33 protein-coding genes are annotated in these 23,875 nt (G+C 64.6%); 28 read left to right on the forward strand and 5 right to left on the reverse strand.

Annotated features, from left to right (window positions below; genetic code table 11):
• The first annotated feature begins 154 nt into the window (after positions 1 to 154).
• The 11 genes from Y88_RS05005 (at position 155) to Y88_RS18860 (ending at position 7,512) form a co-directional block, all read left to right on the forward strand.
• Entirely contained in the window at positions 155 to 1,132 is a 978-nt protein-coding gene (locus Y88_RS05005; protein WP_008066841.1) for a GPO family capsid scaffolding protein, read from the forward strand.
• 55 nt (positions 1,133 to 1,187) lie between these two features.
• Complete coding sequence (locus Y88_RS05010) at positions 1,188 to 2,243, forward strand: phage major capsid protein, P2 family (RefSeq protein WP_008066842.1); 1,056 nt, start codon at positions 1,188 to 1,190, stop codon at positions 2,241 to 2,243.
• A gap of 74 nt (positions 2,244 to 2,317) precedes the next feature.
• Positions 2,318 to 3,073 (forward strand): phage terminase small subunit, encoded by a 756-nt coding sequence (gene gpM / locus Y88_RS05015; protein WP_008066843.1) that lies wholly within the window; start codon positions 2,318 to 2,320, stop codon positions 3,071 to 3,073.
• A 120-nt stretch (positions 3,074 to 3,193) separates the two neighbouring features.
• Positions 3,194 to 3,796 carry a head completion/stabilization protein gene (locus Y88_RS05020; protein WP_232280918.1) on the forward strand — a complete coding sequence of 201 codons (603 nt, stop codon included), beginning with the start codon at positions 3,194 to 3,196 and terminating at the stop codon, positions 3,794 to 3,796.
• Positions 3,797 to 3,809: 13 nt separating this feature from the next.
• Positions 3,810 to 4,040: a tail protein X gene (locus Y88_RS05025; RefSeq protein ID WP_008066850.1), complete on the forward strand. Its 231-nt coding sequence runs from the start codon at positions 3,810 to 3,812 to the stop codon at positions 4,038 to 4,040.
• 4 nt (positions 4,041 to 4,044) lie between these two features.
• Complete coding sequence (locus tag Y88_RS05030; protein ID WP_008066851.1) at positions 4,045 to 4,539, forward strand: phage tail protein; 495 nt, start codon at positions 4,045 to 4,047, stop codon at positions 4,537 to 4,539.
• Between the two features lie 3 nt (positions 4,540 to 4,542).
• Complete coding sequence (locus Y88_RS05035) at positions 4,543 to 5,034, forward strand: phage virion morphogenesis protein (RefSeq protein WP_008066853.1); 492 nt, start codon at positions 4,543 to 4,545, stop codon at positions 5,032 to 5,034.
• A gap of 415 nt (positions 5,035 to 5,449) precedes the next feature.
• A complete protein-coding gene (locus tag Y88_RS19120) occupies positions 5,450 to 6,085 on the forward strand; it encodes a hypothetical protein (RefSeq protein ID WP_232280919.1) in 636 nt (211 codons plus the stop codon).
• A 178-nt stretch (positions 6,086 to 6,263) separates the two neighbouring features.
• Positions 6,264 to 6,638 (forward strand): DCC1-like thiol-disulfide oxidoreductase family protein, encoded by a 375-nt coding sequence (locus tag Y88_RS05040; RefSeq protein ID WP_198133323.1) that lies wholly within the window; start codon positions 6,264 to 6,266, stop codon positions 6,636 to 6,638.
• A complete protein-coding gene (locus tag Y88_RS05045) occupies positions 6,635 to 7,348 on the forward strand; it encodes an SDR family NAD(P)-dependent oxidoreductase (RefSeq protein ID WP_008066859.1) in 714 nt (237 codons plus the stop codon). The genes Y88_RS05040 and Y88_RS05045 overlap by 4 nt, the downstream gene beginning before the upstream one ends.
• The gene (locus tag Y88_RS18860; RefSeq protein WP_081458631.1) at positions 7,342 to 7,512 is read left to right on the forward strand and encodes a DUF2256 domain-containing protein; all 171 of its coding nucleotides are present in this window, start codon (positions 7,342 to 7,344) and stop codon (positions 7,510 to 7,512) included. The genes Y88_RS05045 and Y88_RS18860 overlap by 7 nt, the downstream gene beginning before the upstream one ends.
• Before the next feature lie 115 nt (positions 7,513 to 7,627).
• Here the strand turns inward: Y88_RS18860 and Y88_RS05050 are convergent, their stop codons facing one another.
• From Y88_RS05050 to Y88_RS05070, 5 genes are read right to left on the reverse strand one after another with little or no spacing between them, the layout of a single operon-like run.
• Complete coding sequence (locus Y88_RS05050) at positions 7,628 to 8,149, reverse strand: hypothetical protein (RefSeq protein WP_008066861.1); 522 nt, start codon at positions 8,147 to 8,149, stop codon at positions 7,628 to 7,630.
• Between the two features lie 53 nt (positions 8,150 to 8,202).
• Positions 8,203 to 8,583: a hypothetical protein gene (locus Y88_RS05055; protein ID WP_232280920.1), complete on the reverse strand. Its 381-nt coding sequence runs from the start codon at positions 8,581 to 8,583 to the stop codon at positions 8,203 to 8,205.
• Complete coding sequence (locus Y88_RS05060; RefSeq protein WP_008066864.1) at positions 8,580 to 8,873, reverse strand: hypothetical protein; 294 nt, start codon at positions 8,871 to 8,873, stop codon at positions 8,580 to 8,582. The genes Y88_RS05055 and Y88_RS05060 overlap by 4 nt, the downstream gene beginning before the upstream one ends.
• Positions 8,861 to 9,385, reverse strand: coding sequence for a glycoside hydrolase family 108 protein (locus Y88_RS05065; protein ID WP_008066867.1), 525 nt, complete (start codon positions 9,383 to 9,385; stop codon positions 8,861 to 8,863). Before Y88_RS05065 ends, Y88_RS05060 begins: the two co-directional genes overlap by 13 nt.
• Complete coding sequence (locus Y88_RS05070; protein ID WP_008066870.1) at positions 9,382 to 9,606, reverse strand: hypothetical protein; 225 nt, start codon at positions 9,604 to 9,606, stop codon at positions 9,382 to 9,384. The genes Y88_RS05065 and Y88_RS05070 overlap by 4 nt, the downstream gene beginning before the upstream one ends.
• Positions 9,607 to 9,742: 136 nt before the next feature.
• Here Y88_RS05070 and Y88_RS05075 point away from each other — a divergent pair, with 136 nt between their 5' ends.
• The 17 genes from Y88_RS05075 to Y88_RS19335 form a co-directional block, all read left to right on the forward strand.
• Positions 9,743 to 10,132 (forward strand): hypothetical protein, encoded by a 390-nt coding sequence (locus Y88_RS05075; protein WP_008066871.1) that lies wholly within the window; start codon positions 9,743 to 9,745, stop codon positions 10,130 to 10,132.
• Positions 10,132 to 10,551 carry a hypothetical protein gene (locus Y88_RS05080; RefSeq protein ID WP_008066873.1) on the forward strand — a complete coding sequence of 140 codons (420 nt, stop codon included), beginning with the start codon at positions 10,132 to 10,134 and terminating at the stop codon, positions 10,549 to 10,551. The genes Y88_RS05075 and Y88_RS05080 overlap by 1 nt, the downstream gene beginning before the upstream one ends.
• 14 nt (positions 10,552 to 10,565) lie before the next feature.
• Positions 10,566 to 12,578: a hypothetical protein gene (locus tag Y88_RS05085; protein ID WP_008066875.1), complete on the forward strand. Its 2,013-nt coding sequence runs from the start codon at positions 10,566 to 10,568 to the stop codon at positions 12,576 to 12,578.
• A 3-nt stretch (positions 12,579 to 12,581) separates the two neighbouring features.
• Complete coding sequence (locus tag Y88_RS05090) at positions 12,582 to 13,493, forward strand: baseplate assembly protein (protein ID WP_008066877.1); 912 nt, start codon at positions 12,582 to 12,584, stop codon at positions 13,491 to 13,493.
• Positions 13,493 to 14,038, forward strand: a complete 546-nt coding sequence (locus Y88_RS05095; RefSeq protein ID WP_008066879.1) for a phage tail protein I — start codon at positions 13,493 to 13,495, stop codon at positions 14,036 to 14,038. The genes Y88_RS05090 and Y88_RS05095 overlap by 1 nt, the downstream gene beginning before the upstream one ends.
• 15 nt (positions 14,039 to 14,053) lie before the next feature.
• Complete coding sequence (locus tag Y88_RS05100) at positions 14,054 to 15,121, forward strand: gp53-like domain-containing protein (RefSeq protein WP_008066880.1); 1,068 nt, start codon at positions 14,054 to 14,056, stop codon at positions 15,119 to 15,121.
• A gap of 112 nt (positions 15,122 to 15,233) precedes the next feature.
• Positions 15,234 to 15,965 (forward strand): hypothetical protein, encoded by a 732-nt coding sequence (locus Y88_RS05105; protein WP_232280921.1) that lies wholly within the window; start codon positions 15,234 to 15,236, stop codon positions 15,963 to 15,965.
• A 249-nt stretch (positions 15,966 to 16,214) separates the two neighbouring features.
• Positions 16,215 to 16,721, forward strand: a complete 507-nt coding sequence (locus Y88_RS05110) for a phage baseplate assembly protein V (RefSeq protein WP_008066882.1) — start codon at positions 16,215 to 16,217, stop codon at positions 16,719 to 16,721.
• Positions 16,718 to 17,074 (forward strand): GPW/gp25 family protein, encoded by a 357-nt coding sequence (locus Y88_RS05115; protein ID WP_008066884.1) that lies wholly within the window; start codon positions 16,718 to 16,720, stop codon positions 17,072 to 17,074. The genes Y88_RS05110 and Y88_RS05115 overlap by 4 nt, the downstream gene beginning before the upstream one ends.
• 46 nt (positions 17,075 to 17,120) lie before the next feature.
• Positions 17,121 to 18,236, forward strand: coding sequence for a phage tail sheath subtilisin-like domain-containing protein (locus Y88_RS05120; RefSeq protein WP_008066886.1), 1,116 nt, complete (start codon positions 17,121 to 17,123; stop codon positions 18,234 to 18,236).
• A gap of 71 nt (positions 18,237 to 18,307) precedes the next feature.
• Complete coding sequence (locus tag Y88_RS05125; protein ID WP_008066888.1) at positions 18,308 to 18,817, forward strand: phage major tail tube protein; 510 nt, start codon at positions 18,308 to 18,310, stop codon at positions 18,815 to 18,817.
• An 88-nt stretch (positions 18,818 to 18,905) separates the two neighbouring features.
• Complete coding sequence (locus Y88_RS05130; RefSeq protein WP_008066890.1) at positions 18,906 to 19,241, forward strand: phage tail assembly protein; 336 nt, start codon at positions 18,906 to 18,908, stop codon at positions 19,239 to 19,241.
• A gap of 14 nt (positions 19,242 to 19,255) precedes the next feature.
• Positions 19,256 to 19,384, forward strand: coding sequence for a GpE family phage tail protein (locus Y88_RS05135; protein ID WP_008066892.1), 129 nt, complete (start codon positions 19,256 to 19,258; stop codon positions 19,382 to 19,384).
• Between the two features lie 4 nt (positions 19,385 to 19,388).
• Positions 19,389 to 21,557 carry a phage tail tape measure protein gene (locus Y88_RS05140; protein ID WP_008066894.1) on the forward strand — a complete coding sequence of 723 codons (2,169 nt, stop codon included), beginning with the start codon at positions 19,389 to 19,391 and terminating at the stop codon, positions 21,555 to 21,557.
• Positions 21,558 to 21,566: 9 nt separating this feature from the next.
• Positions 21,567 to 21,992: a phage tail protein gene (locus Y88_RS05145; RefSeq protein ID WP_008066896.1), complete on the forward strand. Its 426-nt coding sequence runs from the start codon at positions 21,567 to 21,569 to the stop codon at positions 21,990 to 21,992.
• Positions 21,989 to 23,038 carry a contractile injection system protein, VgrG/Pvc8 family gene (locus tag Y88_RS05150; RefSeq protein ID WP_018075339.1) on the forward strand — a complete coding sequence of 350 codons (1,050 nt, stop codon included), beginning with the start codon at positions 21,989 to 21,991 and terminating at the stop codon, positions 23,036 to 23,038. The genes Y88_RS05145 and Y88_RS05150 overlap by 4 nt, the downstream gene beginning before the upstream one ends.
• Before the next feature lie 144 nt (positions 23,039 to 23,182).
• Positions 23,183 to 23,875: HipA family kinase (locus Y88_RS19335; protein ID WP_018075338.1), on the forward strand; the 693-nt coding region annotated here is incomplete at its 3' end.

The following is a 23,875-nucleotide window of genomic DNA, read 5'->3' on the forward strand; positions in this document are numbered from 1 at the left end:
ACGCTCCGGCTCGTCCGCCTCGACGGCTGCCCGTTGTGGGCCGCGTTGGTCACAACGCGCGCGCATTGCCAGGGACGGGGCATTTGCGGCCATTTGCCGTCATTGCCGGTGCCCAGCGCAACGGCCCCCACCCAATCCCAACCCGGAGCGATCCATGGGCCAGAAGACCAGGTTTTTTCGTGTCGCCACTTCGGGCGCCACCACTGACGGGCGCAATATCGAGGAACGCTGGCTGCGCGAGATGGCCGATACCTATGACCCGGTCACGTATCAGGCCCGCGTCAATCTCGAACACATTCGCGGTGTGTCCCCCGAAGGGCCCTTCGGCACCTATGGCGACGTGCTCTCGCTGCGCACCGAGCCCGTCCAGCTCAATGTCGGGGGCAAGCTGGAAAACCGGCTCGGCCTCTATGCCGAAGTCGATGCCCACGATCCGCTCGTCGACTTGTCGAGCAAGAAGCAGAAGCTCTTCACCTCGATCGAAGTGAACCCCAATTTTGCCGGGAGCAACAAGGCCTATCTCGTGGGCCTTGCCGTCACCGACAATCCGGCCAGCCTCGGGACCGAGATGCTCTCTTTCTGCGCGCGCCAGGGCGAACACTCGCCGCTTGCCGCACGCAAGCAGGACCCGGGCAATCTCTTCTCCGCGCTCGAGGAAGCCGCGATCGAATTTGCCGATGCGCCCGCAGCCCATGCAGCCGGGGAAGACGGCAGCGGGGACTCGGGCGGCGAGGACAGCGCGGCAAAGAAGATGCTGGGCGTGCTCGCCCGCGCGCTGGGGCTGTCCGCGTCGAGCGAAGCAACGCCGGTCGTGGCCGCCGCCCCCGTCATCCCTGCCGCCCCGGCAGTGGTGACGCCGCCCGCCGAACCGGCGCACCAGCACAACAGCGCCAGCAAGCCCTCGACATTCACAGCGGCCCTTGCCGATCCGCAGGTGCGCGAGCTTGCCCAGGCAGGCCTCGCCCTGTTCAGCCGCGCGGTCGACACTCTCGACAAGCTGGGCGAGCGCAGCGCGAAGACCGAGACCGATCTTGCCGAGCTGACCCAGCGCCTCGCTTCGACCCCGGCGACGCAGTTCCGGGAGCGCCCGGTCCACACCGGCGGTCCCGACATCGAGCGCACCGACTGCTGAGCGCTATTCCTTCCTCCCTGCCCGCGCCCTCCTTCCCCCTCAAGGACTCTCCCTCATGAAGAACACTACCCGGGCAAAGTACCAGGCCTTTGCCCAGCGCATTGCCGAGCTCAACAATGTCGAGAACGCCTATGTCGGCGGGGCCGATGCGGTCCACTTCACCCCCGAACCCAGCGTGCAGCAGCGCCTGGTCGAACGCATGCAGGACAGCAGCGCGTTCCTCTCGATGATCAATGTCGTGCCGGTCGAACAGCTCAAGGGCGAGACCCTCGGCCTCAATGTCGCGAGCCCGACTGCGAGCCGCGCCAATACCGATGCGGGCAATCGCCGCGTGCCGGTCGATCCCACCGGCCTCGACCAGTTCCCCTATGAACTCGCCCCCACCGAGTTCAACATCCTGTTCAAGTACAACAAGCTCGACATGTGGGCGAAGTTCCCGAACTTCGAAGTGCTCATGCGCGATGCCATCATCAAGCGCCAGGCGCTCGACCGCATCCTCATCGGCTTCAACGGCGTCAGCGTCGATGCGAGCTTCGATCCGGTCGCCGATCCCACGCTCAAGGGCATGAACATCGGGTGGTTGCAGTGGATGCGCGCCAACAATCCCGCGCGCGTGCTCTCGGCCGGGGCCAAAGTCGCGGGCAAGGTCACCTGGGGACCGACGGGCGCGGACTATGTCGATCTCGACGCGCTGGTCTGGGACGCCAAGATGACGCTGCTCCCGCCCTGGGCGCGCGAGGATCCCGAGCTCGTCGTGGTCGTGGGCAGCGACATGCTCCACGACAAGTACTTCCCGATCATCAATGCGCCCAAGGACCCGATGGATCGCCTCGCGACCGATGTCATCATGTCGACCAAGCGCATCGGCCAGCTTCCCGCCGTGCGCGTACCCTACATGCCCACCGGCAAGCTGATGATCACCCGTCTCGACAACCTCTCGATCTATTACCAGGAAGGCCACCAGCGCCGCATGCTGCGCGACGAGCCGCAGTACAACCGCGTGGTCGACTACCAGTCTTCCAACGAGGCCTATGTGGTCGAGGACGCCAACTTTGCCTGCATGGTCGAGAATATCGCCGCTGTCGGCGTCGATGAAGGCGTTGCCGCGTAACCACCCGTCCCCTTCCCCACCGGCCGCCTGCATCGCGCCGGTGGGGCCTGCCTCAAGATACGGACATCTTGCCCATGACTTCGCCCGCACGCCGCCACATGCAACAGGTCCTTGCCCGCAAGGCTGCCGGAACCTCAGGCACCGGCCCTGCCCCGATGCCGACCTCGGGCGCGGTCGGGCAGGAATATGCCCTGCTGCGCGCGGCCCTGGGCGAGGACTTGCGCCGCTTGTCCCAGATCCAGTCGGTCGAGCGCAAGATCGCCGCCAAGCGCGGCATGATCGCGCGCTATCGCGACTGGATCACCGGCGCCCTTGCCGCCGAGCGGCCCGCGCAGGACGATATCGTCACCCACATGATGGTCTGGGCGATCGACATTGCCGACTGGCCCCTCGCGCTCGATCTGGCCCGCCATGTGATCGCCCATCGCCTGACCCTGCCCGAGCGCTACAAGCGCACGCCTGCCACGCTCATTGCCGAGGAAGTGGCCGAAGCGGGCCTTGCGCCTGTCGCGATCGTGGACTTGACCACCTTGCAGGTGGTCGACGATCTTACCGAGGACGAGGACATGCCCGACGAAGTGCGGGCCAAGCTCAGGAAGGCAATCGGCCTTGCCTTCAAGGCGCGGGCCGAGGCCTTCGATCCCGAAGCCGAGAGCGCCCCTGCCGGGGCTCGCCCCGCGCTGATTGCCGCGGCGCTTGACCATCTGCGCCGCGCGCTCGAGCTCGACAGCGGCTGCGGGGTCAAGAAGCTGATCGAGGGGCTCGAGCGCGAGGCGAAGAAGCTGCGCGAGGCCGCCGCCTCGAATACCCCCGCTACCCCCGACACCTGACCGGAATCGCCCCACGGCGCCGGGGGGCGGTGACGGAGCACAGGGCAGCCGCCTTTTGCGCTCCCGATCCCCACCCCCCACTTGCCGCTGCCCCATTGGCCTCACCCAAGGATGGCCCCGATGTCTTCGTCCCCGCTGATCTCCCTGCCGCCTGCGCCTGCAACGCCTGCCGGGCTTGTCCTCCCCGGGGATGGCTGGTGGCCTGACATCGACGCCAATGCCGCGCGCGAGGCCTGCCGCCTGCCCGACTATGTGACCGACGCGCGCCTGCTCGCCAGCCTTGAGGGCGCGGTCCTGACTGTCACCGCCGATCTTGCCGAATGGGCTGCGCAACTGCTTGGCGCCGGGGCGGCGAACCTTGGCGCAGTCACCGCCGCGCAGCTGGTCTCGCTCATGGTTCCCGATCATCGCCCGACGCATCGGCGGCCGATCTCTCCTTGCGCCCCGTTCCATCGCCAGCGGCCGCGCTATACCGCGGCGCAAGCCATGTGGCTCTGTGCCCCTGCGGGTAGCGCTTCGCGCCTTTCCGCGCTTTACCTGCGCGCAGTGCGCTTTGCCGCCATGGCCGAGGTCTCCGACCAGTACCGCGACATGGCGACGATCACGCCCAAGCAGCCGCGCGTCGAGGCGATCGAGGAAACGGGCGCTGACTATTACCGCTGGTCGGTCGAGGCCCGCCGCGACATGCTCGGGCAGACCCGCGTCGCGGTCGAGCTGATCTGACGGCGCCGATCCCGTGACCGACGCGAGCACGTTCATCACCACCACGCTCGAGGGCGATACGCTCGACCTTGTCTGCTGGCGCGAGCTCGGCACCACCGCCGGGGGCGTGGTCGAGAAGGCCTATACCCTCAACCCCGGCCTTGCCGATCTCGGGCCCACTCTGCCCGGCGGCATCGACGTCGTTCTCCCGGTGATCGATACGCAGACCCCGCAGACGATCGCCACTGTCTCGCTCTGGAGCTGATCCCATGCGCAAGGCCGACGATCTGCGTGCCGTTCTTTCTGCCCGCCTGCCCGATCTCACCCGCAATCCCGACTTGTTCTGGATCGAGGTCAAGGAAGGCCGCATCCGCGCGACCAACACCGCCGGGCGCGGCTTTGAATGGAGCTACACGCTCGAGCTCACCCTGCTCGACGCGACCGTTCATCCCAGCCTTGTCTTCCTGCTCGTCAGCGACTGGCTCAAGACCAACCAGCCCGACCAGGTCCAGCCCGGCAGCGCGGGCTTTGCCTTCGAGGCCGATCGCGTCGACAGCGAGAAAGTCGACCTCGTCATCCGCCTGCACCTCACCGAGACCGTCGTCGTCACCACCAACCCCGACGGCTCGGCCTCGCTCGAGCACATCGCCGAGCCCGACTATGCCGCCCTCCTGGGCGACGCCCCGCTTGCCGGGTCCACCCCCGTCCCGTTCCGCGCGCTCTCGATCGACGGCACCCAAGTCTGGCCCCGGCCGGGCACCTGAACCATGGCCGACACCGACGCCTTCGACGAGCTCGAACACTGGCTGGCCAACATGGCCGCCGACCTCGCCCCACCCCGCCGCGTCGCCCTTGCCCGCAAAGTCGGCCAGGTTCTGCGCAAACTCAACGCCGCCCGCGTCGCCGCCAATCTCACCCCCGAGGGCCTGCCGATGGCCCCGCGCAAGGCCAAGCCTCCGCGCAAGACCAAGGCCGCCCGCCCGCGCCTGCGCCAGCGACAGAAATCCGCGCGGATGTTCAAACGGATCGAACTCGCCCGCAACATGACCGTCAAGCCAAGCACCGAGGGCGTCTCCCTCGGCTTCACCCCCCGCGTGCGGGACACCGCCGCCATCCATCACTTCGGCCTCGTCGCCCCCGTCGACCCACGCATCCCCCGCTCTATCGCCGTGCGCTACCCCGAGCGACCGCTGCTCGGCTTCAGTGCCGCCGACAGGGACATGATCATGGCCGAGGTCATGGAATGGTTGGCGAAGTGAGGGCCACAGATTGCATAAGTCCGTCGTGCCCTCTGCAATGGCACAGACGACCGGAAAGACTGCGGCAAGATCACCTCGATCACATCCTGCTCCGGGGAACAGATGAACAAAACCATCCATTTCGGAAGCATCCGCTTGTGCTGGACGTCAACGCCACGGTTGATTTTTGGCCCATTAGAGGATCGCGCAATCAAGCCCACACTCAGGAAGAAATAATACAAAAAATACCGAAATAATTCAAATAAATAAAGAAGTTCTCATTGTAAAAATGAATAGAACCTATTTGCATAAAATTTAACTTTAATAAATTGTTAATTTTATTTTTCGCATTTTATTTTCGATATTCCAAATAATCATCAGAGTTAAGTCGATCAATTAAGATTAAATAACTCATTGATTTTCAATACTTCACCGGGTGAAATCCGGATTTTCCGACCGATTTGGAAATTTCATCAACCACCCAAATCTTGCGGCCAAGCCTCAATCTGGGCCATTCCTCGGAGTACGCACTCACGCTTACTCGGCGAAGACAATGCTCAAAGCAGTCATTTCTGCAAAGCAATCCTTAACGGCTTGCAAGAAAATTGATCGCAACAAGAAGGCACCCAGAGGCGCCTTCTTCCACACACCTCGTCGCGAAGGGCATCGCGGAAACCTGCAACGACGTTTGCTGGATGGGCACTCCGAGACATTTGCCGATCAAGAGACTGGAACTGCGCCCCTCTGGCCCCACCGATGGTCAGTTAGCCACATTATAAACTTATGGCATAAAAAAATGAATACTGAAAATAACGGAAATTATATTTCTGAATTAAAGCGCTACCTTGAATTAATTGCTTTCCGCCAAATTTCCACAAGGGAAGCCTATGACATTTCAAAATTTGTAATGATGAATTCGGATAAAAATTCAAAAATAAGTCCGGACAAAGACCCCCGCATCGAGTCAGCCCTAACGACATTCGATTTCATTTCTCAGTGCGAACCATGCTCTGAGGATCTAATAGACTCTGCAACTAAAGCCATTGAGCGCATAAATTCCTATAAATCATAAGTCACATTGGCACATCTACATTTGCAACATTAACTGAAATTTCCACCCTGGGCACCGGGAGTGGCTGCGTCCGCATTACTTTGAGCGGCTTGTGCCTGGCCAACAAGAAAGACAGGGACGCGCGCTTTCCCCAAGGTCCAGATGGTGACAATCAGGATGCGGGAGCATTGCTGGGAGCATGGCCTATGTGTCCGCTCCCTCACATGATCCCCGCCGACTAGCAGTCTGGTATGATGGCGCATGCCCCTTGTGCCTGCGCGAGATTGCGCTGATGCGCAGTTGGGATCGGACAGGCCGCATCGATTTTGTCGATCTGACCGACCCTGCCCAGGCCTGCCCACGCGACCGCTACCTGATGCTTACGCGCCTGCATGCGCGCGAAAACGGCATTTTGCTCGATGGGGCAGCCGCGTTTGCCGCGATGTGGCGGGCCATTCCACGCCTGCGCTGGCTTGGACTTGCTGCCCGCCGGCGCCCGGTGCTGTGGGGACTGGAGTGTCTCTATCGCGTGTTTTTGCGTTTTCGACCGACATTGCAGATGCTGATGCGATGAGCTGCGCGGTGATCTTTGGTGCGAGCGGCGGCATTGGCGGTAAACTTGCTGCACAGTTGGCCGCCTCCGGACGCTATGAACAGGTCTATGCCGGTGGCCGGCGCTCGATAGCCCCCCAGTCCGGCATTGTGCCCTTCGTCTATGATCTGACTGAGGAAGCGAGCATCGTCGAAGCAGTTGCCGGCTTCGAAAGCGCCCCCGAGTTAGTGCTGGTGTCCAGCGGGCTTCTGCACGATCCGGCGCAAGGTATCGCCCCTGAAAAAACCCTGCGCCATATCGATACCACCACCATGGCGCATCTGTTTGCGATCAACACCATAGGCCCGGCACTCATCGCCAAGCATGTGCTGCCCCGCCTGCAACGCCACCGCCGCTCGGTATTTGCTGTTTTATCCGCACGTGTCGGTTCGATTGGCGACAACAGACTGGGCGGGTGGCACAGCTATCGCGCTGCCAAGGCCGCGCTCAACATGCTCGTGGTCAATTTTGCCATCGAGATGGCCCGCACCCACCCACACGCCATTGTTGTGGCGCTACACCCCGGCACGGTGGCCACCGAGCTTTCAGCACCGTTTCGCGCTGGCGTCCCACCCGAAAAGCTGTTCACGCCCCAAGTATCAGCGGAACATCTTCTACAAGTGATCGACACACTGTCGCCCGAGGACAACGGTGGCTTCTTCGCCTGGGATGGGCAGCGCCTGCCATGGTGAAAATACGCAAAAAATCAGATCTTCCGCAAAAGATCTGCACCACCTGTGGCCGCCCCTATGCCTGGCGCAAGAAATGGGCCCGTGACTGGGAACAGGTCCGCTATTGCTCGGATGCTTGTCGCTCAAGCAAGGCTCGCCCGAAAGACCTCGGCATCGCGCCGTAATCACGCTTGGTGTTCGGGGCAAAACGACGCCCGTGCGTAAAATCAGCGTTGCGAAAGACTGCTCTTATCGCCGTTCGTATGTCCACTGATGCAGTTCCGCCCCCTCATTCCCCCCCTACCGCCCCAACTCCCCGGCCCAGTCGTGAGCCTTAAGGGCATAACTCACCGCGCCGGTGCAGGCCTGCACGTCGTCGGCGGATACCACGACGGGGTCGGCGGGCACGCCTGAAGGAAGGGGGGCACCGCCACTTTGGGTGCTGGGAGCGGTTGCGCTGGCATCACCTTGAGCGGCTTGGGTGCGCAGGCCGGGAGGCAGAGCAGCAAGGCGGTGAGCAGCGATATACCGATCAGCAGCCGCATGCGCGTCGGCCAGTTGAACCTCGTATGCATTCTGGGTCTCCGTGGCCTTGGCCTGGTATTCGGCTTCCTGATGGTGGAGCGCTTCCTGCGCGATTTTGGCTGCGTCGGCCTGGGCTTGCATGAACTGGGCGGCCTGGGTGCGGACCGCCTCGGCATTGGCGACCGCGCGGGTCCAGAAGTGCCAGGCGGCGAGCGCGAGCGCGGCCGAGAGAATGTGCGGCCAGAAACGCGCCAGCACGGGGCGGAGTTTGGCCAGCAGGTCGAGGATCAGGGCCATGGGGCGGCCTTTCCCGATTGCAGCGCCGGGGGATGCCCGGCGCCGGTGGAACATCAGGCGGTCGGTGCGGCTGCCGGATCGGTGAGTGCCGGATCGCCAGTGACCTGATCGACAGCGACCGACGACTGCGGCAGCACGGCGTTGATCGCCTGGGTGACGACGGCAACCTTCTGCGCGGTGTCGGCGTCGGCATTGGCGATGTCGGCCTGTGCCGTTGCCAGCGCGGCCGCGTCGGACTGGGCCTTGGCGATCAGGGCACCGGCTGCGGTGTTGAGCGCGTCGATCGCGGCGGCGGTCTGGGTCAGGGACGTCATAAGGCGGTACTCCTCGAGCGTTCTGGGCAAGGAAACAGCGCCAGTCAGCACGGCCCATGCGTGCCGAAGGCGGGTAAGAACGACACCCACGCGGGCGCCGAGCATCTGGAAGCGGGTCATTGGGGGGCTCCATCCTGGTCACGCGGCAGAGGCGCGGAAGGTTTGGGTTCGGTGGGATTGGTCCCCCAGATCAGCGCGGCCGTCGCGGTGATGACGAGAGGCACATAGATCCCGAGCGCATCGAAGAGGCGCGCCCAGACATCGACCGGAACCCGGCCCGAGACGACCGTCGCGGCCGCCGCCACCGGCAACCCGATCAGCAGCACCGCCGCGATCACCATGCCGAGCACGCGGCCGATCGCGAGCGTCTCGTTATCAGCGCCGGTCAGCGTCTGCTTCAGCCAAGCCATGTCATGGCCTCCCGCCGCACGAGCTCGACCCGGGCGAGCCAGCCCTTGCCGTAGATCGGGAAGCGCTCAAGCGTGCGGTAGAAGTCGGCACGCGCGTCGCAATAACGGTCGATCAGCCGGACAAGCCCGATCCCGGCGGCATAGGCCTGCACCGCGCGCAGCGTGGCAGGCCCCGCCTTGCCATCCGCATGCGCGCCGACCAGCTCCTGCAATTCGAACACCGCGCGGGCGGGCCCGGCGTTGACGGCAAAGTCGAAGACCGCGAGCGCGAGGGCAATCGGAAGCTGCTCGCCCGCAATCGCGTGCCAGTAGCCGGAACGGTAGAAATTGCCGACCGCAGCCGGGGTCAGCGCGCGCATGACCGCTTCGTTGACGCCGTGCCCGGTCCAGGCCTGCCACTGCCGCGCGGTGACGCCCAGATTGGTCATGCCGCCCGGATCGCGGGGATCGTTGACGAAGCCGCCCTCGCGAGCGAGCACGAAAGCCAGCACATCGGCAAACGTCCGCGTCACGAGGCGTCCTCCTCGCCGACACGGCGCTCACCCGTCGCCTGCCGCCATTCGCCAAAGCGGATGCACCACCACACGATGCCCATGCAGGTGAGCACGAGCGAGGCAATCGGCGTCAGCACTTGCGCCCATTGCGACGCCGTCGAGATCATGTGCGAAGTCAGCGAGACGACGCCGATCGCCGTCGCGCCGACATCGCCTGCCTGTTTGAGGTGATCGGTCATTATCCGCCTGTCGGTTGGAACATGCCCCCAGCAGGCCCGATGCGCGCGGCTCTCTCAACCCGCGCGCCTTGTGAGGCACCCCACGCACAACAGCGGCACATGGCGCAGCCAACGCCAAATGTGTCTCGTGGCTCCCATGAGCTACGACCCCGTTGCCCGAACCAATTCCGACAAGGCGCTCGGCTATGCCAGGCAGGCGCTGGCAATCGCCTCGTCCGTCGCCTCTGCGGCTCTCGAATGGACCGTGATCTCGGCCGATCACCTCGCAACCGCCGGAGAAAGCCTCTCCGTCGATACGAGCTCTGGCCCTGTCACCGTGACTTTGCCCGCCGACGGCGGCGCCATCTCGCTGCGCGACAATGCCGGGACCTGGGACGTCCACCCGGTCACTGTCGCGGGGAACGGCGTCCTCATTTCCGGGGCGCCCACGCTCGCTTGCGACATCGCCGGGTACCAGATCGATTTCGCGCAAGTCGCGGGCGGGTGGCGATACGTCCTCACATTCCTCTACGGAGGCGCGGCCTGATGACCACCCTGTCACAGAACCTGCCCGCAACTGCCGGGCGGCAGGACGCCCTTGCGGCTCTGCTCACGCTCCTTGCCGCGCCCTTCCAGGGGCCGGGCAACGCGCCGGTCACCCAGACTGTCGCTGACACGCAAACCCATGTGATCGGCCCCTTCACGCCCCCGCTCGGCCGCGACTGGTGGCTGACGCTCAACGCGACGGCGACCGCGTCGGGCACCGCGCAACTGCTGCGCTCGACCGATGGCGGGGCGACCAGGATCGCCGTGACCGCAGGCGGCGTGCCCTGGGCGATCTGGACCTTTGCAGGCGCGTCCGGCGCGATCGTCAACGAAGCGATGGACCGCGAGACCGATCCGGCCGCCACCTGGTTCCTGCAAATCACTCTGACCGGCGGCACTGTCGCCTGTCGCATGGCCTGAAGGAGCGCGCATCAATGCCCAACGCTCTTGCCAAGGCCTCCTTCGCCAAGGCTTTCCCGGTTTCGCAGACCTTCGTCACGCTGACCCAGTTCGGCGCGATCGGCGGTTCGGTGGCGACCGCCTATGCCGCCCTGCCCGATGACACCGCCGCGATCCAGGCCGCGATCGACTTCTGCAAGGCGAACAACGTCGCCCTCCATCTCGACGGCCGCCGCTATCGCTTCACCCGCTCCCTCAACTTCGGCAAAGCCAATGCCAAGGACGGCCGCGCCCTGCGCGTGATCGGCAGCCAGCGGTTCAGCACGACGCTGATCGCCGACCTTGCCGAAGCCTGGCCCGCCATGGACTTCACCAACCAGGGGCGCGGGCTGCTCGAGAACGTGCTCGTCACGTCGACCACGACCAGCCTCCACACCTGCATGATCCTGCTGGGCGAGACCGTCCAGTCAGGCACCAACCTGTTCACGTTTCACAATGTCGAGATCCAGGACCTGGGCGCCGCGTCGAAGTATGCTGTCTTCGGCCTCACCAGCGACCAGATCAGCTTTGTCCTGTGCAACATCATGGCCGCCGGAGGCGCGGCAGTCGCGGCCGTGCGTTTCGGCTATACCAACCCCGATGCCATCGCCAGCAAGTGGTATGCGCTCACCGCGCAGATGAGCGATCTCACCATGCTCTCGGGGATGCTCAGCAATTTCCTGTGCGGCACCGGCCCGGGCTATTGGGCAGTCGGCTATACGACGATCGCTCTTTCTGGATGCTATGCCGGGGTGATCGGCACCGGCGGCCACACCATGGGCGCCTTCCGCTTCGGCAGTGGATCGCGCCAGACCCAGCCCGTTCTCGACGGGTGCCGGACCGAGGACAATGCCCAGCTTGCAGCAGTCCCCCTTGCCACCTTCACCGGCTCGATCGTCCCGACCGGCGACAACATGACCTCGACCCTTACCGTTACCGCGACCGGCACCGGCGCGCTTGCCGTCGGTCAGCTCCTGTCGGGCGGCACGATCGCGGCCGGAACCCTCGTCCTTGCCCAAGTCGATGCCTCGACATGGCTCGTCGGCAATATCCAGACCGTAGCCTCGACCGCGATCACCGCGACCCGCCTGTCCGGCCCGGCCGTCTATGTCGAGGACGCCATCTACGAGGGCAAGTTCTCCGGCGCGTTCCTCTCGAGCGGCGGCGGCTTCGGCGGTCCCGGCTCGCACTGGAACAGCACGGTCAATGCCTTCATCACCTATGGCGCGTTCCAGGGCGCAGGGCCGCTCTATGGCGGCACGTTCCATTTCAGCGGCGGGACCAACACCATCGGCTATTTCGCCGCGTCCGCATCGCGCGAGTTCCGCATCGGCGGGCGCATCGGCTCGAGCGCTGCCACCCTGTTCCCGCTGCTCGGCGCGGTCGCGGCCGAGATCACCGATCTCTATTCCGACGGCACCTATATGCCCCACCGGACCAGCGCGCAGACTTCGGTCTATTTCCCGGCGGCCAATTCCCCCACCAACTACCGTTTCGCGGTCAAGGGCGACGCTGGCAGCATCACTCTTTCCGCCACCACCGGCGGCTCGCTTCAGCCGATCCTGAGCCAGTCCTTTTCCCCGGGCATGCTCGCCTGGCAGGAAGTCTCGGCCGCCTATCTCGCCTACCCCCAGCAGACGATCGTGATCGAAGGGCAGTTCAATTCCGCCTGGGCGGCAAGCGGGCAGATCGCGCTCAATCTCACCCAGGCCCTGTCGAGCGGCACGACCAAGAGCACCGGCAATGTCTCGCTGACCGGCATTCCGGCATGGGGCGCGGCCGTCGGCTTCCGCATCGAGCTCGCCATGTACCGGGGATCGGGCACGAGCTGGTCCTGCCGCTGGCGGATCGAGACCGAGGGATCAGCCCCTGTCTCAAACGGCGGCCGCTTCAATCTCGGCGCGCTCAACTTCGACGTCACCGACAACAGCACTTTTACCGTCAACGTGCTGGCGCTCAACTCGGCCGCGAACCCGCTCGACACGGCGGCCTTTTACCGGGTGGTCTGAGCCATGGCCGTTGCCTCCAGCGACTTTTCCGGCGTCGACCTCTCGCGCCTGCCCGCCCCCGACGTCGTCGAGACGCTTTCGTTCGAGACTCTGCTCGGCCAGTGGCTGACGAGCTTTCAGGGCTACTGCACCGAAGCGGGCATCGACTATTCCGCGATCCTTGAAAGCGATCCGGCCTACAAGCTGCTCGAAGCCGGGGCCTATCGCGAGATGGTGCTGCGCCAGCGCGTCAACGACGCGGCCCGCGCCGTCATGGTCGCCTATGCGCAAGGCGGCGATCTCGACCAGCTTGCCGCGCTCATGGATGTCGAGCGCGAGATCCTCACTCCGGCCGATCCTGCGAACGGCATCGACGAGATCGACGAGGCCGATGACGATCTGCGCCGCCGCACTGTGCTCGCCCCGCAAAGCTATTCGGTGGCGGGGCCCGAGGGCGCCTATCTCTTCCACGCGCTCTCGGCCGATCCGACCATCACCGACGTCTCGATCGACAGTCCCTCGCCCGGGCAAGTTCTGGTCACGGTGCTTGTGGCCGACGGCAACGGCACGCCTGCCCAAGCCGTGCTCGATGCCGTCACGGCAAGGCTCAATGCCGACAGCATCCGCCCGCTGACCGACGAAGTGATCGTCGCCGGGGCTGTCCCGCTCGACTATGCAATCGCGGCGACGCTCACGTTCTTTTCCTCGGCCGCGCGCAGTGTTGCGCTCACCGCTGCGCAGACCGCGCTTGCCGCCTATGTCGCATCGTGCCGCAAGCTCGGCGTGGCTGTTACCCGCGCCGGGATCATCGGCGCGCTCATGGTCGACGGGGTCGAGAATGTCGCCTTGCCGAGCCCCCCGGCCGACATTGTCCCCGGCAAGCAGCAAGTCGGCAACTGCACCGCCATGACTGTCACCGACGGCGGGACCGTCTGATGGACGAGACCCTGCTCCCGCCCAATGCCACCCCGCTCGAGACCGCGCTCGCCAAAACCATGGCCGCGCGCCTCGGCGCCTTGCCGGTCGACTTGCGGGCGCTGTGGAACCCGCAGGCCTGCCCCGAGGCCTTGCTGCCCTGGCTTGCCTGGACGCTCGCAGTCGACAAGCTCTCGGACACATGGCCTCTTGCCGTGCGCCGCGCGCGGATCGCCTCGGCTATCGCCATTCACCGTCACAAGGGCACGGTCCAGGCGATCAAGTCGATCATCGCGGCCTATGGCGGATCGTTCAACCTCGCCGAGTGGTGGCAAACCACGCCTCGGGGCGATCCCTATACCTTCAGCCTCTCGCTTGCCGTCGGCGGCCAGACATCCGCGCCTTCGGCCGATCTGGTCGAGGGCCTGATTGCCGACATCGAGCGGGCCAAGCCTGCCCGTGCGCATTTTACTGTCGCCATTGCCACCAACGCTGCCGCTGCGATCGGCCTTGCAGCCCTCGCGCGCGGCAGCATCTACGCGCGCCTGTCCGCGACTGCAGCCTGACCCGAGGGAAGCCCCATGTCCGTCACCATGACCATCACCGACGCGGGCCGCGCCGCGCTCGTCAATGCCACCAATACCGGGACCAAGGCGGTCACCATCACCGCGATCGGCGTCTCGTCGAGCACGATCGCCCCTTCCCCTGCCGACACCAGCCTTGCCGGGGAGATCAAGCGCATCTCCGCGATCGGCGGCACCATCGTCGATCCCCACACCATCCACATCGCGATGGAGGACGCGAGCAGCGACGCCTATGCCCTCAACGCCTTTGCCGTCTACCTTGCCGACGGCACGCTCTTCGCGCTCTATGGGCAGGCCACCCCGATTTTCACCAAGGCGGCCGGGGCCATCGGCATGCTCGCGGTCGATATCGTGCTGACCGACGCCAGCCTCAATGCCGATATGATCACCGTCACCGGCTCGGGCTTCACCAATCCGCCCGCCAGCACCACGGTCATGGGCGTCACCCGCTTTGCCACGCCCGCCGAAGCGCAGGCCGGGACGGACGCCACCATCGCGCTCACGCCGAAAGCTGCCGCCGCCTCGGTTCTCGGGTGGCTGCTCGGCGTCGACGGCGACGGGTCAAAGCTCGACGCGGATCTGCTCGATGGGAAACAGGGCGCATGGTACGCCGACATCGTCGCGCGCCTGGGCTTCACCCCGCTTGCCGCCGACAGCTACACTCCCGCCGACATCCTCGCCAAGCTCACCGGCGTCGACGGCATCAATTCCGCACTCGACGCCGATCTCTGGCGCGGACAGACGCCTGCGCAACTGCTCGCCGCCTGGTTCCCCTCCGGCAACAACGCCAATGGACATTGGCGCAAGATGCCCGACGGAAACGGCGGCTTCCTGATCGAACAATGGGGCACCATCCAGTCCTCGGGCGGCAATTTCGATTTTCCGATCGAGTTCCCCCAGCAGGTCGACACCTTCGTGATCGGCAACACCTCGTCCCAGGGCGCCTATGTCGACAACGCCTTCGGCTATCCTATCAGCACCAAGCAGTTCTATGCCGCCACCAAGCCATCAAACAGCGGCGGAACCACCGGATTTCCTGTCGCATGGATCGCCAAAGGGCGGTGAGAGCGCTCGGGGGTGAGCGGAGGTGGTTTGGGGCGGCGATTGAAGTAAGTGGGCTTTGATTGGGGCGTGCGCTTTTCGATTTCTTTCCGTCACTGAATGCGCGAAAATCTTCGTGGCAAATGGTGGATGGAAAATGACAGAAATACCGGCAGAAATCATGTCCGCAATCCTAAAGAGCGCGGCCGAGGAATGGCCCGATGATAAGGATATGCAGGAGCATACTATCGAAGAGGAATCCTCCGGTTATCGGGAGTTCAGTTCGGCAGACTTTGCGGCCGCACTCACCGTCAAGGATGATATTATCCGGGAAGCCATGGAATCGCACGACACATGGGAGGCGCGCGCAAACCACGTTCACGATGAAATCCAAGCGTACACGGCGCTAGAGGAACTCGCACCTGAGGACATACCGATGACAATTGTGGCGGCAGTGAAGCACAAGGCGGCTGCCGAGCATGATTGGTATCGGTTACAATTTCAGCAAGTAGAGTGCGAACTGGCAACATATCGTCAGATCGTTCGAACTCGTACAAAGGTGGCGCCAATCCGGGAGTTATTGCAGCGCATGGAGCAGATTATCGGTTCCTCCTGCTATAATGCCAACATTCAAAACCGCTCTTGGGGCTATCTCGAGAGCTCAGGCCGCCAGTTTCGCTACCCTGTCACTTTTTACACGTCCGACACCTCGAACGAGAAGCGTTGGGATCGTCAAGATGACCTATCACCAGAGGCCCTTATCACCGGTCACTACAAGGTTGGCGCTAACGAGTTGAATATATACCGAGCCTTGGTGAAAATCGTTGACATGCTGCGGGAAGACTATGGGCTACAACTTCCACATTAGGAAGTCGCTCGTGGATCTTAATTCTACTGCACAGGTACAATTCAAACCTCTGATCCAGGTCAGCTTCATCCATGTCAGCGAGCGCCTGGCAGCCTCATGATACACGGACGGCTAATCTTGCCTGAGCCGGACGCTCCCGTCGCACGAAGCGAATGCCGGAATCTGGTCGAAAGCCCCCCTCCCCTGTAACCCCCTTCCCCACAACGCCCGCCCATCGCGTGCTGCCGCTGGCTCTGCCAGCGTTGCGGCATGGCGATGCTTTGTGAACCTGCGACGGATCCTGACCGGCTGATCCGCTTCGGCGCTGTGGCAGCGGTCGATCTGGCGGGGGCGCTGTGCACGGTCGAGTTGGACGACGGGGTCGTGAGCGGTCCCTTGCGCTGGATCGAGATGCGCGCGGGGCGCACGCGGACGTGGTCGCCCCCGAGCCAGGGCGAGCAGGTGGTCCTGTTGTGCCCGGGCGGGGAGATCGGCGCGGGCGTGGTGCTGCGCGGGGTGGTGTCGGACGCCTTTCCGCCTGCCGGGGACAGCCTGATCGAGATCCTCGGTGAATACGCCGACGGGGCGCGGCTGTCCTATGATGCGGAAGCGCATGCGCTCGTGTTTGCGCTGCCTGCGGGCGGGCTGTTCACAGTTCTGGGCGACGTTCATGTGACCGGGACACTGACCGCCGACGGCGATGTCGTCGCGGGCGGGATCAGCGGCAAGGGCCACCGCCATGCAACCCCCTCGGGGATGTCGGAGGGGCCGCAATGACCTCGCTCGGCATGAGCCGCACCACCGGCAAGGCGCTGACCGACGAAGACCATATCGCCCAGTCGGTCGCCGATATCCTCACCACCCCGCTCGGCACTCGCCCCATGCGCCGCGATTACGGCTCGGTCCTGTTCGAACTCTCGGACATGCCGATGAACCCGGCAACGCGCCTCTTGTGCCTTTCAGCGTCAGCCATGGCGATTGCCCGGTGGGAACCGCGCATCGCGGTCAGCAAAGTCGCCTGGGACGGCGATTTCGCGAGCGGGCAGGCGAGCGTGTCCCTGACCGGGCGGATCGTTGCCGCAGGTTCCAGCGCCAATGCCCTCACCCGCCTGACCATTCCCCTTTCCTGACCATAGTTTCGCCCTGTTCATACCCGCCCCGACCGGAGCCGCCCCGATGACCACGCCCGTTTTCCACGGCATCAAGACCAACCTGCTCACCACCGCCTCGACCGCGATCACCAGTGTCGCGACCGCTGTCATCGGCATGGTCGCCACCGGAAGCGATGCCGATGCGGCCCTGTTCCCGCTCAATACCCCGGTCCTGATCGACGATGTGCGCACCGCGCTCGCCAGGACCGGGACGCAGGGCACCCTGCCCGTGGCGCTTGCCGCCATCGCCGACCAGTGCAGCCCGCTCGTCATCGTCGTGCGCGTCGAGACCAGTGCCGACGGACAGGATGCCCTCGTCGAGGCAGGCCTGCAAAAGCTGCTCACCGCCGAACAGGTAACCACCTATCGCCCGCGCATCCTCGGCGCGCCGGGGCTTGCGAGTGAGGCGGTCACTACCGCGCTTGCCACCGTCGCCAAGCAGCTGCGCGGCATGGCCTATGCCCTGGTCCCGGCCGCCGATCTTGCCGGGGCCCTTGCCTATCCCGCCGGGTTCGGCGCGCGCGAGCTCATGCTGCTCTGGCCCGACAGTGCCGTCGGGGGCGCCGATATCGAAGGCCGCGCGCTGGGCCTGCGCGCCGCGATCGATGCGGCGACCGGGTGGCACAAGACCCTTTCCAATGTCGAGATTGCCGGGATCACCGGCCTTGCCGAACCCGTCTCGTGGGGCCTCGACGATACCACCACCGATGCCGCTCTCCTCAACAGCGCCAATATCACCACGCTCGTGCGCAAGAACGGGTGGCGCTTCTGGGGCAACCGCACCACCAGTTCGGACGCGCACTGGGCCTTCGAGAGCGCGGTCCGCACCAGCCAGGTGCTGCAGGACAGTATCGAGGACGCCTGTTTCCGCTTCGCCGACAAGCCGCTGACCGTTGGCCTCGTCAAGGACATCGTCGCCACCGCCAACGGCTACTTCCGCAAGCTGGTCAAGCAGGGCCTCCTGATCGGGGCGACCTGCTGGTACGACCCGGCCGCCAATGCCGGTGCCGACCTTGCCAATGGCCAGCTCGCGCTCGACTACGACTTTACCCCCGCAGCCCCGCTCGAAGGGCTCACCTTCAACCAGCGCCTGACCGACAAGTACTACGTCGACTTCGCCACCCTGCTCGCCACCAGCTGACGCAGGGCAAGGGCGCGCACCTCGCTTGTCCTCCCCACTCTTCCCATTCCCCTGTTGCCGGAGCTGCCCCCATGGGTTTCCCCTCGAAGCTGAAGGATTTCCGCCACTACATCGACGGCGAAGGCTATGCCGGGATCATTCCCGAAGTCGGCCTGCCCAAACTCGCGCTCAAGACCGAGGACTGGCGCGCGGGCGGCATGCTCGGCACGCTCAAGATCGACATGGGCCTCGACACCATGGAAGCCTCGGTCACCTTCGGGGGCCTCACCGACGCGGCGATCCGCCAGTTCGGCACCGGCCTTTACGATGGCGTCCTCAACCGCTTTGCCGGGGCCTATCAGGAAGACGGCAACGGCACGGTCCGCGCGCTCGAGGTCTTCATGCTCGGCCGCTGGCACGAGATCGATTTTGGAAGCGCCAAGGTCGGATCGGACACCAGCCACAAGGCAACGCTCAACGTCACCTATTACCGCATGGACGTCGACGGCGTGACCTGGATCGAGATCGATCTCGTCAACTGCATCTTCATCGTCATGGGCACCGATCGCTGGGCCGATATCCGCGCCGCTGTCGGCGGCTGATCTGCCCCACACCCCGCTTCCCTGCCGGTGCCATGCGGGCGCACCGGCAGGGGAGGACCACCAGCCCGCAAACCAAGGAACACCCCCGATGGCCCGCCCCGATACCGCCAAGACGTTCACCGCGCCCGCCTCTGCCACCGTCACGCTCGTCGAGCCGATCGCGCGCGAGAGCGGCCCGATCGAAACTCTGACTTTGCGCAAGCCCAAAGCCGGAGAACTGCGCGGCCTCAACCTGCAGGCGCTTGTCACCGCCGACGTCAACGCCGTGCTGACCGTCCTGCCGCGCATCTGCGATCCCTTCCTCACCGATCCCGAAGTTGCCGCGCTCTCGGCCGAGGATCTTGCCGAAGTGGGCGGCACCATCGCCGGTTTTTTTATGAGCCCGGCCCAGAAGGCCGCGGTGGCGCAGATGCTGGGCGGCTGACAGTCGAAGCCGCAATGGCTGACATTGCCGTCATCTTCCACTGGCGCCCGGCTGACATGGCCGGGATGGACCTCGACGAGCTCTTCGCCTGGCGCGCGCTCGCCGTCGATCGCTGGAATGCCATGAACCGCGCCGAGGACTGATCCCATGGCCGACAACAAGCTCAATCTCGTCGTCCGGTTCAACGGGATCGACGATCTGTCCCCGGCGATGAAGAACATCATCGGTCTCGGCAAAACCGGCAAGCAGGTCCTCAACGAGCAGTACAAGGAACTGCGCAAGGTCAACGCCGAGCTGAAGGATTATGACAGCCAGATCAGCAAGGCGACCGGCAACGTCGACAAACTTTTGAGTGCCCAGACGCCGCTGATCCTCAAACAGATGGCACTGGAAAAAACCATTGCCAGCCAGAACGCCGTCATGGCCATCAACGCCCGCACCAGCAAGCTTGTTGCGCGGGGCGAAGCGATCAAGGCCGACGCTGCCCAGAGCGTCATGGGCGGCGTCGGCCTTGCCGCCCCGCTGGTGCTGGCCGGTGCTTCGGCAATGGATTTCGGCAGCGGCATGGTCGACATCCAGCAAAAGGCGGAACTGACCAACGCGGAAACCGCCAAGATGGCGGGCAATATCATCACGCTGGCCCGCGCAGCCCACCAGCTGCCCGAGGCCATGCGATCGGGCGTCGACGTGCTGGCCGGTATGGGCCTCGATCCACGCCAGGCCGTTGCCATGATCGGTCCGATCGGGCGTCTCGGCACGGCATTCAAGGTCGATATCGCCGACGGCGCCAACGCGGCCTTTGCCAATCTCAACAACCTGAAAATCGGTTTGAACGAGACCGGACGCGCGCTCGACATCATGGCTGCCGGAGGCAAGGCGGGCGCCTTCGAAGTGCGCGACATGGCGCAATATTTCCCCGCACTGACGGCCCAGGCCCGTGCCCTTGGCCAGCAGGGCCTGGGCGCGGTCGCCGACCTGACCGCTGCGCTGGAAATCGCGCGGCGCGGCACCGGCGATTCTGCCACCGCTGCAAACAATCTTGAGAACCTGCTGTCCAAGATCAACAGCAAGGCGACCGTGGACGCCTTTCAGAAGAACTTCGGCGTCAACCTGCCCAACGCGCTCAAGCGCGCATATGCAGAGGGCAAGACCCCGTTGGAGGCGATTGCCGAGATCACCAAGAAGGCCACCGGCGGCGATTTGTCCAAGCTGTCCTTCGCATTCGAGGACATGCAGGCCCAGGGCGCCTTGCGGCAGCTGATCCTCGACCAGAACGACTACCTGCGTATCCGCAATCAGGTCTCGCGCCAGTCATCGGGAACCGTCGATGCCGCCTTCCGCCAACGTGAAACCCAGGACCCCAGCGTGGCATGGTCCTCTTTCAAAGGCGGTCTGTCGGAACTTTCGATTACGATGGGTCAAACCCTCTTGCCGGCTGCGACCCAATTCCTGCGCGTCATCAACAGCATGGTCAGCGGATATTCGCGCTGGGCAGAAGCCAATCCCAAACTGGCGGGCGCCCTCTCCAGCCTTGTCATGGGCTCCATTGCAGCCAAGATCGGCCTTGGAGCACTGAAATACGTCGCGGGATCGGCCCTGGGGCCGGTCGCAAAGCTCTGGGACCTGTGGAGCAAGTACAAGGAACTGGGCTCGATCGCCGCGCTGTTCCCGCGCCTGGCAAGCGTGCTCTCGATCGCGCGGTTGGCGGTGCTCGGGCTCGGCCGGGGTTTTCTGAGTGCCGGGGCAATGATGCTCGCCAATCCCATGGCCTTGATCATCACCGGGGTTGTCGTTGCGATCGGCCTGCTCGGCTATGCCGTCTATCGCAACTGGGACAAGATCAAAGCTGCCTTCACCGCCGGGTGGGAATGGCTGAAGACGCGATGGATCGCGATGAAACAGTGGTTCACCACACTCGGCTCGCAGATGATGGATGGCCTGGTCAATTCAATCGAACCGGGTTCCTTCGCCGGGAGGATGCTCCTCATGGCCAAGGCAGGCGTTGCCGCAGTCCGCAGTCACTTCGTCATGCACAGCCCTTCCCGGCTGATGATGGAAATGGGCGGCCACATCGCCACCGGCCTTGCCCTGGGCGTTGACCAGCACCAGCACAAGCCCGTCGCCGCCATGCGCCGGATGAGCCAGGCCATGTCCGGGACCATCCATGCCCCCGCGCGCGGCACCGGCTCCCGCGCCCCTGCGCCGGTCACGCTCCACATCCACCAGCAGCCGGGCGAGAATGCCGAAGCCCTTGCCCGCCGTGTTCTCGACCTGATCGACCGCCGGACCCGCGTCCGCGCGCTCGGCGCCTATTGAGGTCCTGCCATGTTCGCGGCTCTTGGCCTCTTCGTCTTTACCGCCGACAGCCTGCTCTTCGACGAGCTTCAGCGCGCCCGGGGTTGGCGCCACGGCAGCACCGATCGCTTCGGCGCCCGCGCGGCCAGCCAGTTCCTCGGGCCCGGCGAGGACACCATCACCCTCCCCGGCAAAGTCGTGCCCGAGCTTGCCGGGCGCTATTCCTCGCTCGATCGCCTTGCCGCCATGGCCGATACCGGCGAAGGCTATATCCTGATGAACGGCGCCGGGACGATCTTCGGCACCTATGTCATCACGCGCCTCGACGAGACCCACCGCGCGCTTATCGACACCGGCGTCGCCCGGGCGGTCGACTTCACCATCGAGCTCAAGCGCGTTGACGACGGCATGGCCATGACCGGCACGATCGCGGCCAGTGCGGGAGGCTGGCAGTGAGCGGCCTGGCAACAACTGGGCAGAGCATGGCCGGACAGGCCTATGTCCAGCCCTTTGCCGCCTGGCGCGTGCTGCTGGGCACAGTCGACCTCACCACCAAGCTCGCCCCGCGCCTGTCCAGCCTCACCCTCACTGAAGCGCGCGGCGAGGAAGCCGACAGTCTCGAGCTCGTCCTCCACGACACCGACGGCGCGCTGGCCCTGCCGCCCGCAGGCGCGGTCCTGCACGTCGCGCTGGGCTGGCAGCGCGGCACCGGCGTTGCCGTCGGCCTTGTCGACAAGGGCAGCTACATCGTCCAGGACGTCGAGTGGCAGGGCGGCGAGCCCGACCTTGTCACCATCCGTGCCCGCTCGGCCGACTTGCGCACCACCCTGCAGAACCGCCGCAACCGCATGTTCACCGGCCAGACCATCGGCGCCATCGTCACACAAGTCGCCCGCGACAACGCCCTCACCCCGCGTTGCCATCCCGACCTTGCAAACACCGTGGTCGGCTCGATCGAGCAGGCCAACACCAGCGACATCACCTTCCTGCGCGACCTTGCCCGCCGCTATGACGCGGCCGCCACCGTCAAGGCCGGATGCCTCCTCTTCACCCCGATCGGCGCTGCCACCACCGCGACCGGAGCCAAGCTCCCCACCCTCAAACTCGCCCGCCGCGACTGCGCCAGTCCTCACTACAGCCGCGCCGCCCGCGAAAACACGCAGGACGGCGCCGAAGCCCAGTACCACGACCCCCACAAGGGCCGCCGCATCACCGTCGGCCACGGCGGCCACCACCGCCGCCGGATGAAGCGGGTCTATGCCACAGCCGATGACGCCAAAGCCGCCGCCAAAGGCGAACACGCCCGCATCACCCGCGCCGAAGCGCGGCTTTCGCTCATCCTGCCTTATGGGCGTGCGGCCATCGGGCCGGGGGTTCGCATTGCCGCCTCAGGGTTCAAGACCGAAATCGACGCCCACGCCTGGCTCGTCACCTCCGTACGGCATGAAATCATGCCCGGGGGTGGGTTCTCCACCACGATCGAGATGGAAGTGACGGGGTAAAGGACCGACAGCGATGTCGAACTCACCGGTTCCATCTGAAGATGGCCATGCCGGTGATGCGCATCGTCCCAATATGTACAGGTTGGGATCCCCGGCTCAGGCAATTTCGTTGACATCGCGCGCCCACGCGCCACCTATGGCACCATGCGATGCGGACAGGACTGGCAACCCACTGTTATCAAGCGTGTCATCGACCGCTATGAGAGCAGCACGGAGGTCGTTCTCGTCAGCACCGATGCGGGCAACGCCTATCTCAAGGGCATGGGTAACAAGCAGGGCAATGAGTCGCTCGCATGCGAACTGGTCGGCTCTGAACTGGCGGCCTTGGTTGGGCTGAATGTCCCTCCCTTTGCGATCATAGATCTTCAGGATCTGGAAATCGAAACCATCAACGGTCGGCGCCTCGCAATGGGCCCAGCCTTCCTCTCGAAAGCCCAAGAAAAGGTCATCACCGGTGACCCTGAAGGAAGCTGCCTCGGCCGGTTACGCAACCGGGGCGATCTATCGCTGATAATCGCCTTCGACACTTGGGTCCGCAATCCTGATCGCTGTCCGCCGCCAGACCATGTTATCCCTGGGCCCAATCGCGATAATGTGATGTTCCGCTCCGCCGGTGGGTGGTTCGAGCTTTTAGCGTTCGATCATACTCATTGTTTTACTGAAACGGATCTGGAAACCGACCTTCAGGGGACCTATTTTGTGGACGACCCCGGGGTCTATGGCGCACTCCCCGAATTCCTGCCCTACGTTGACGAGGCAGGCCTGCGATCCGCTTGCAAGACAATCGCTGGCATTGACGGAGCGCAAGTGATGGCGATAGTCGCTGCCGTTCCTCAC

Origin of the sequence: Novosphingobium nitrogenifigens DSM 19370 (assembly GCF_000192575.1) — a bacterium.
GTDB classification, from domain to species: Bacteria; Pseudomonadota; Alphaproteobacteria; order Sphingomonadales; family Sphingomonadaceae; genus Novosphingobium; species Novosphingobium nitrogenifigens.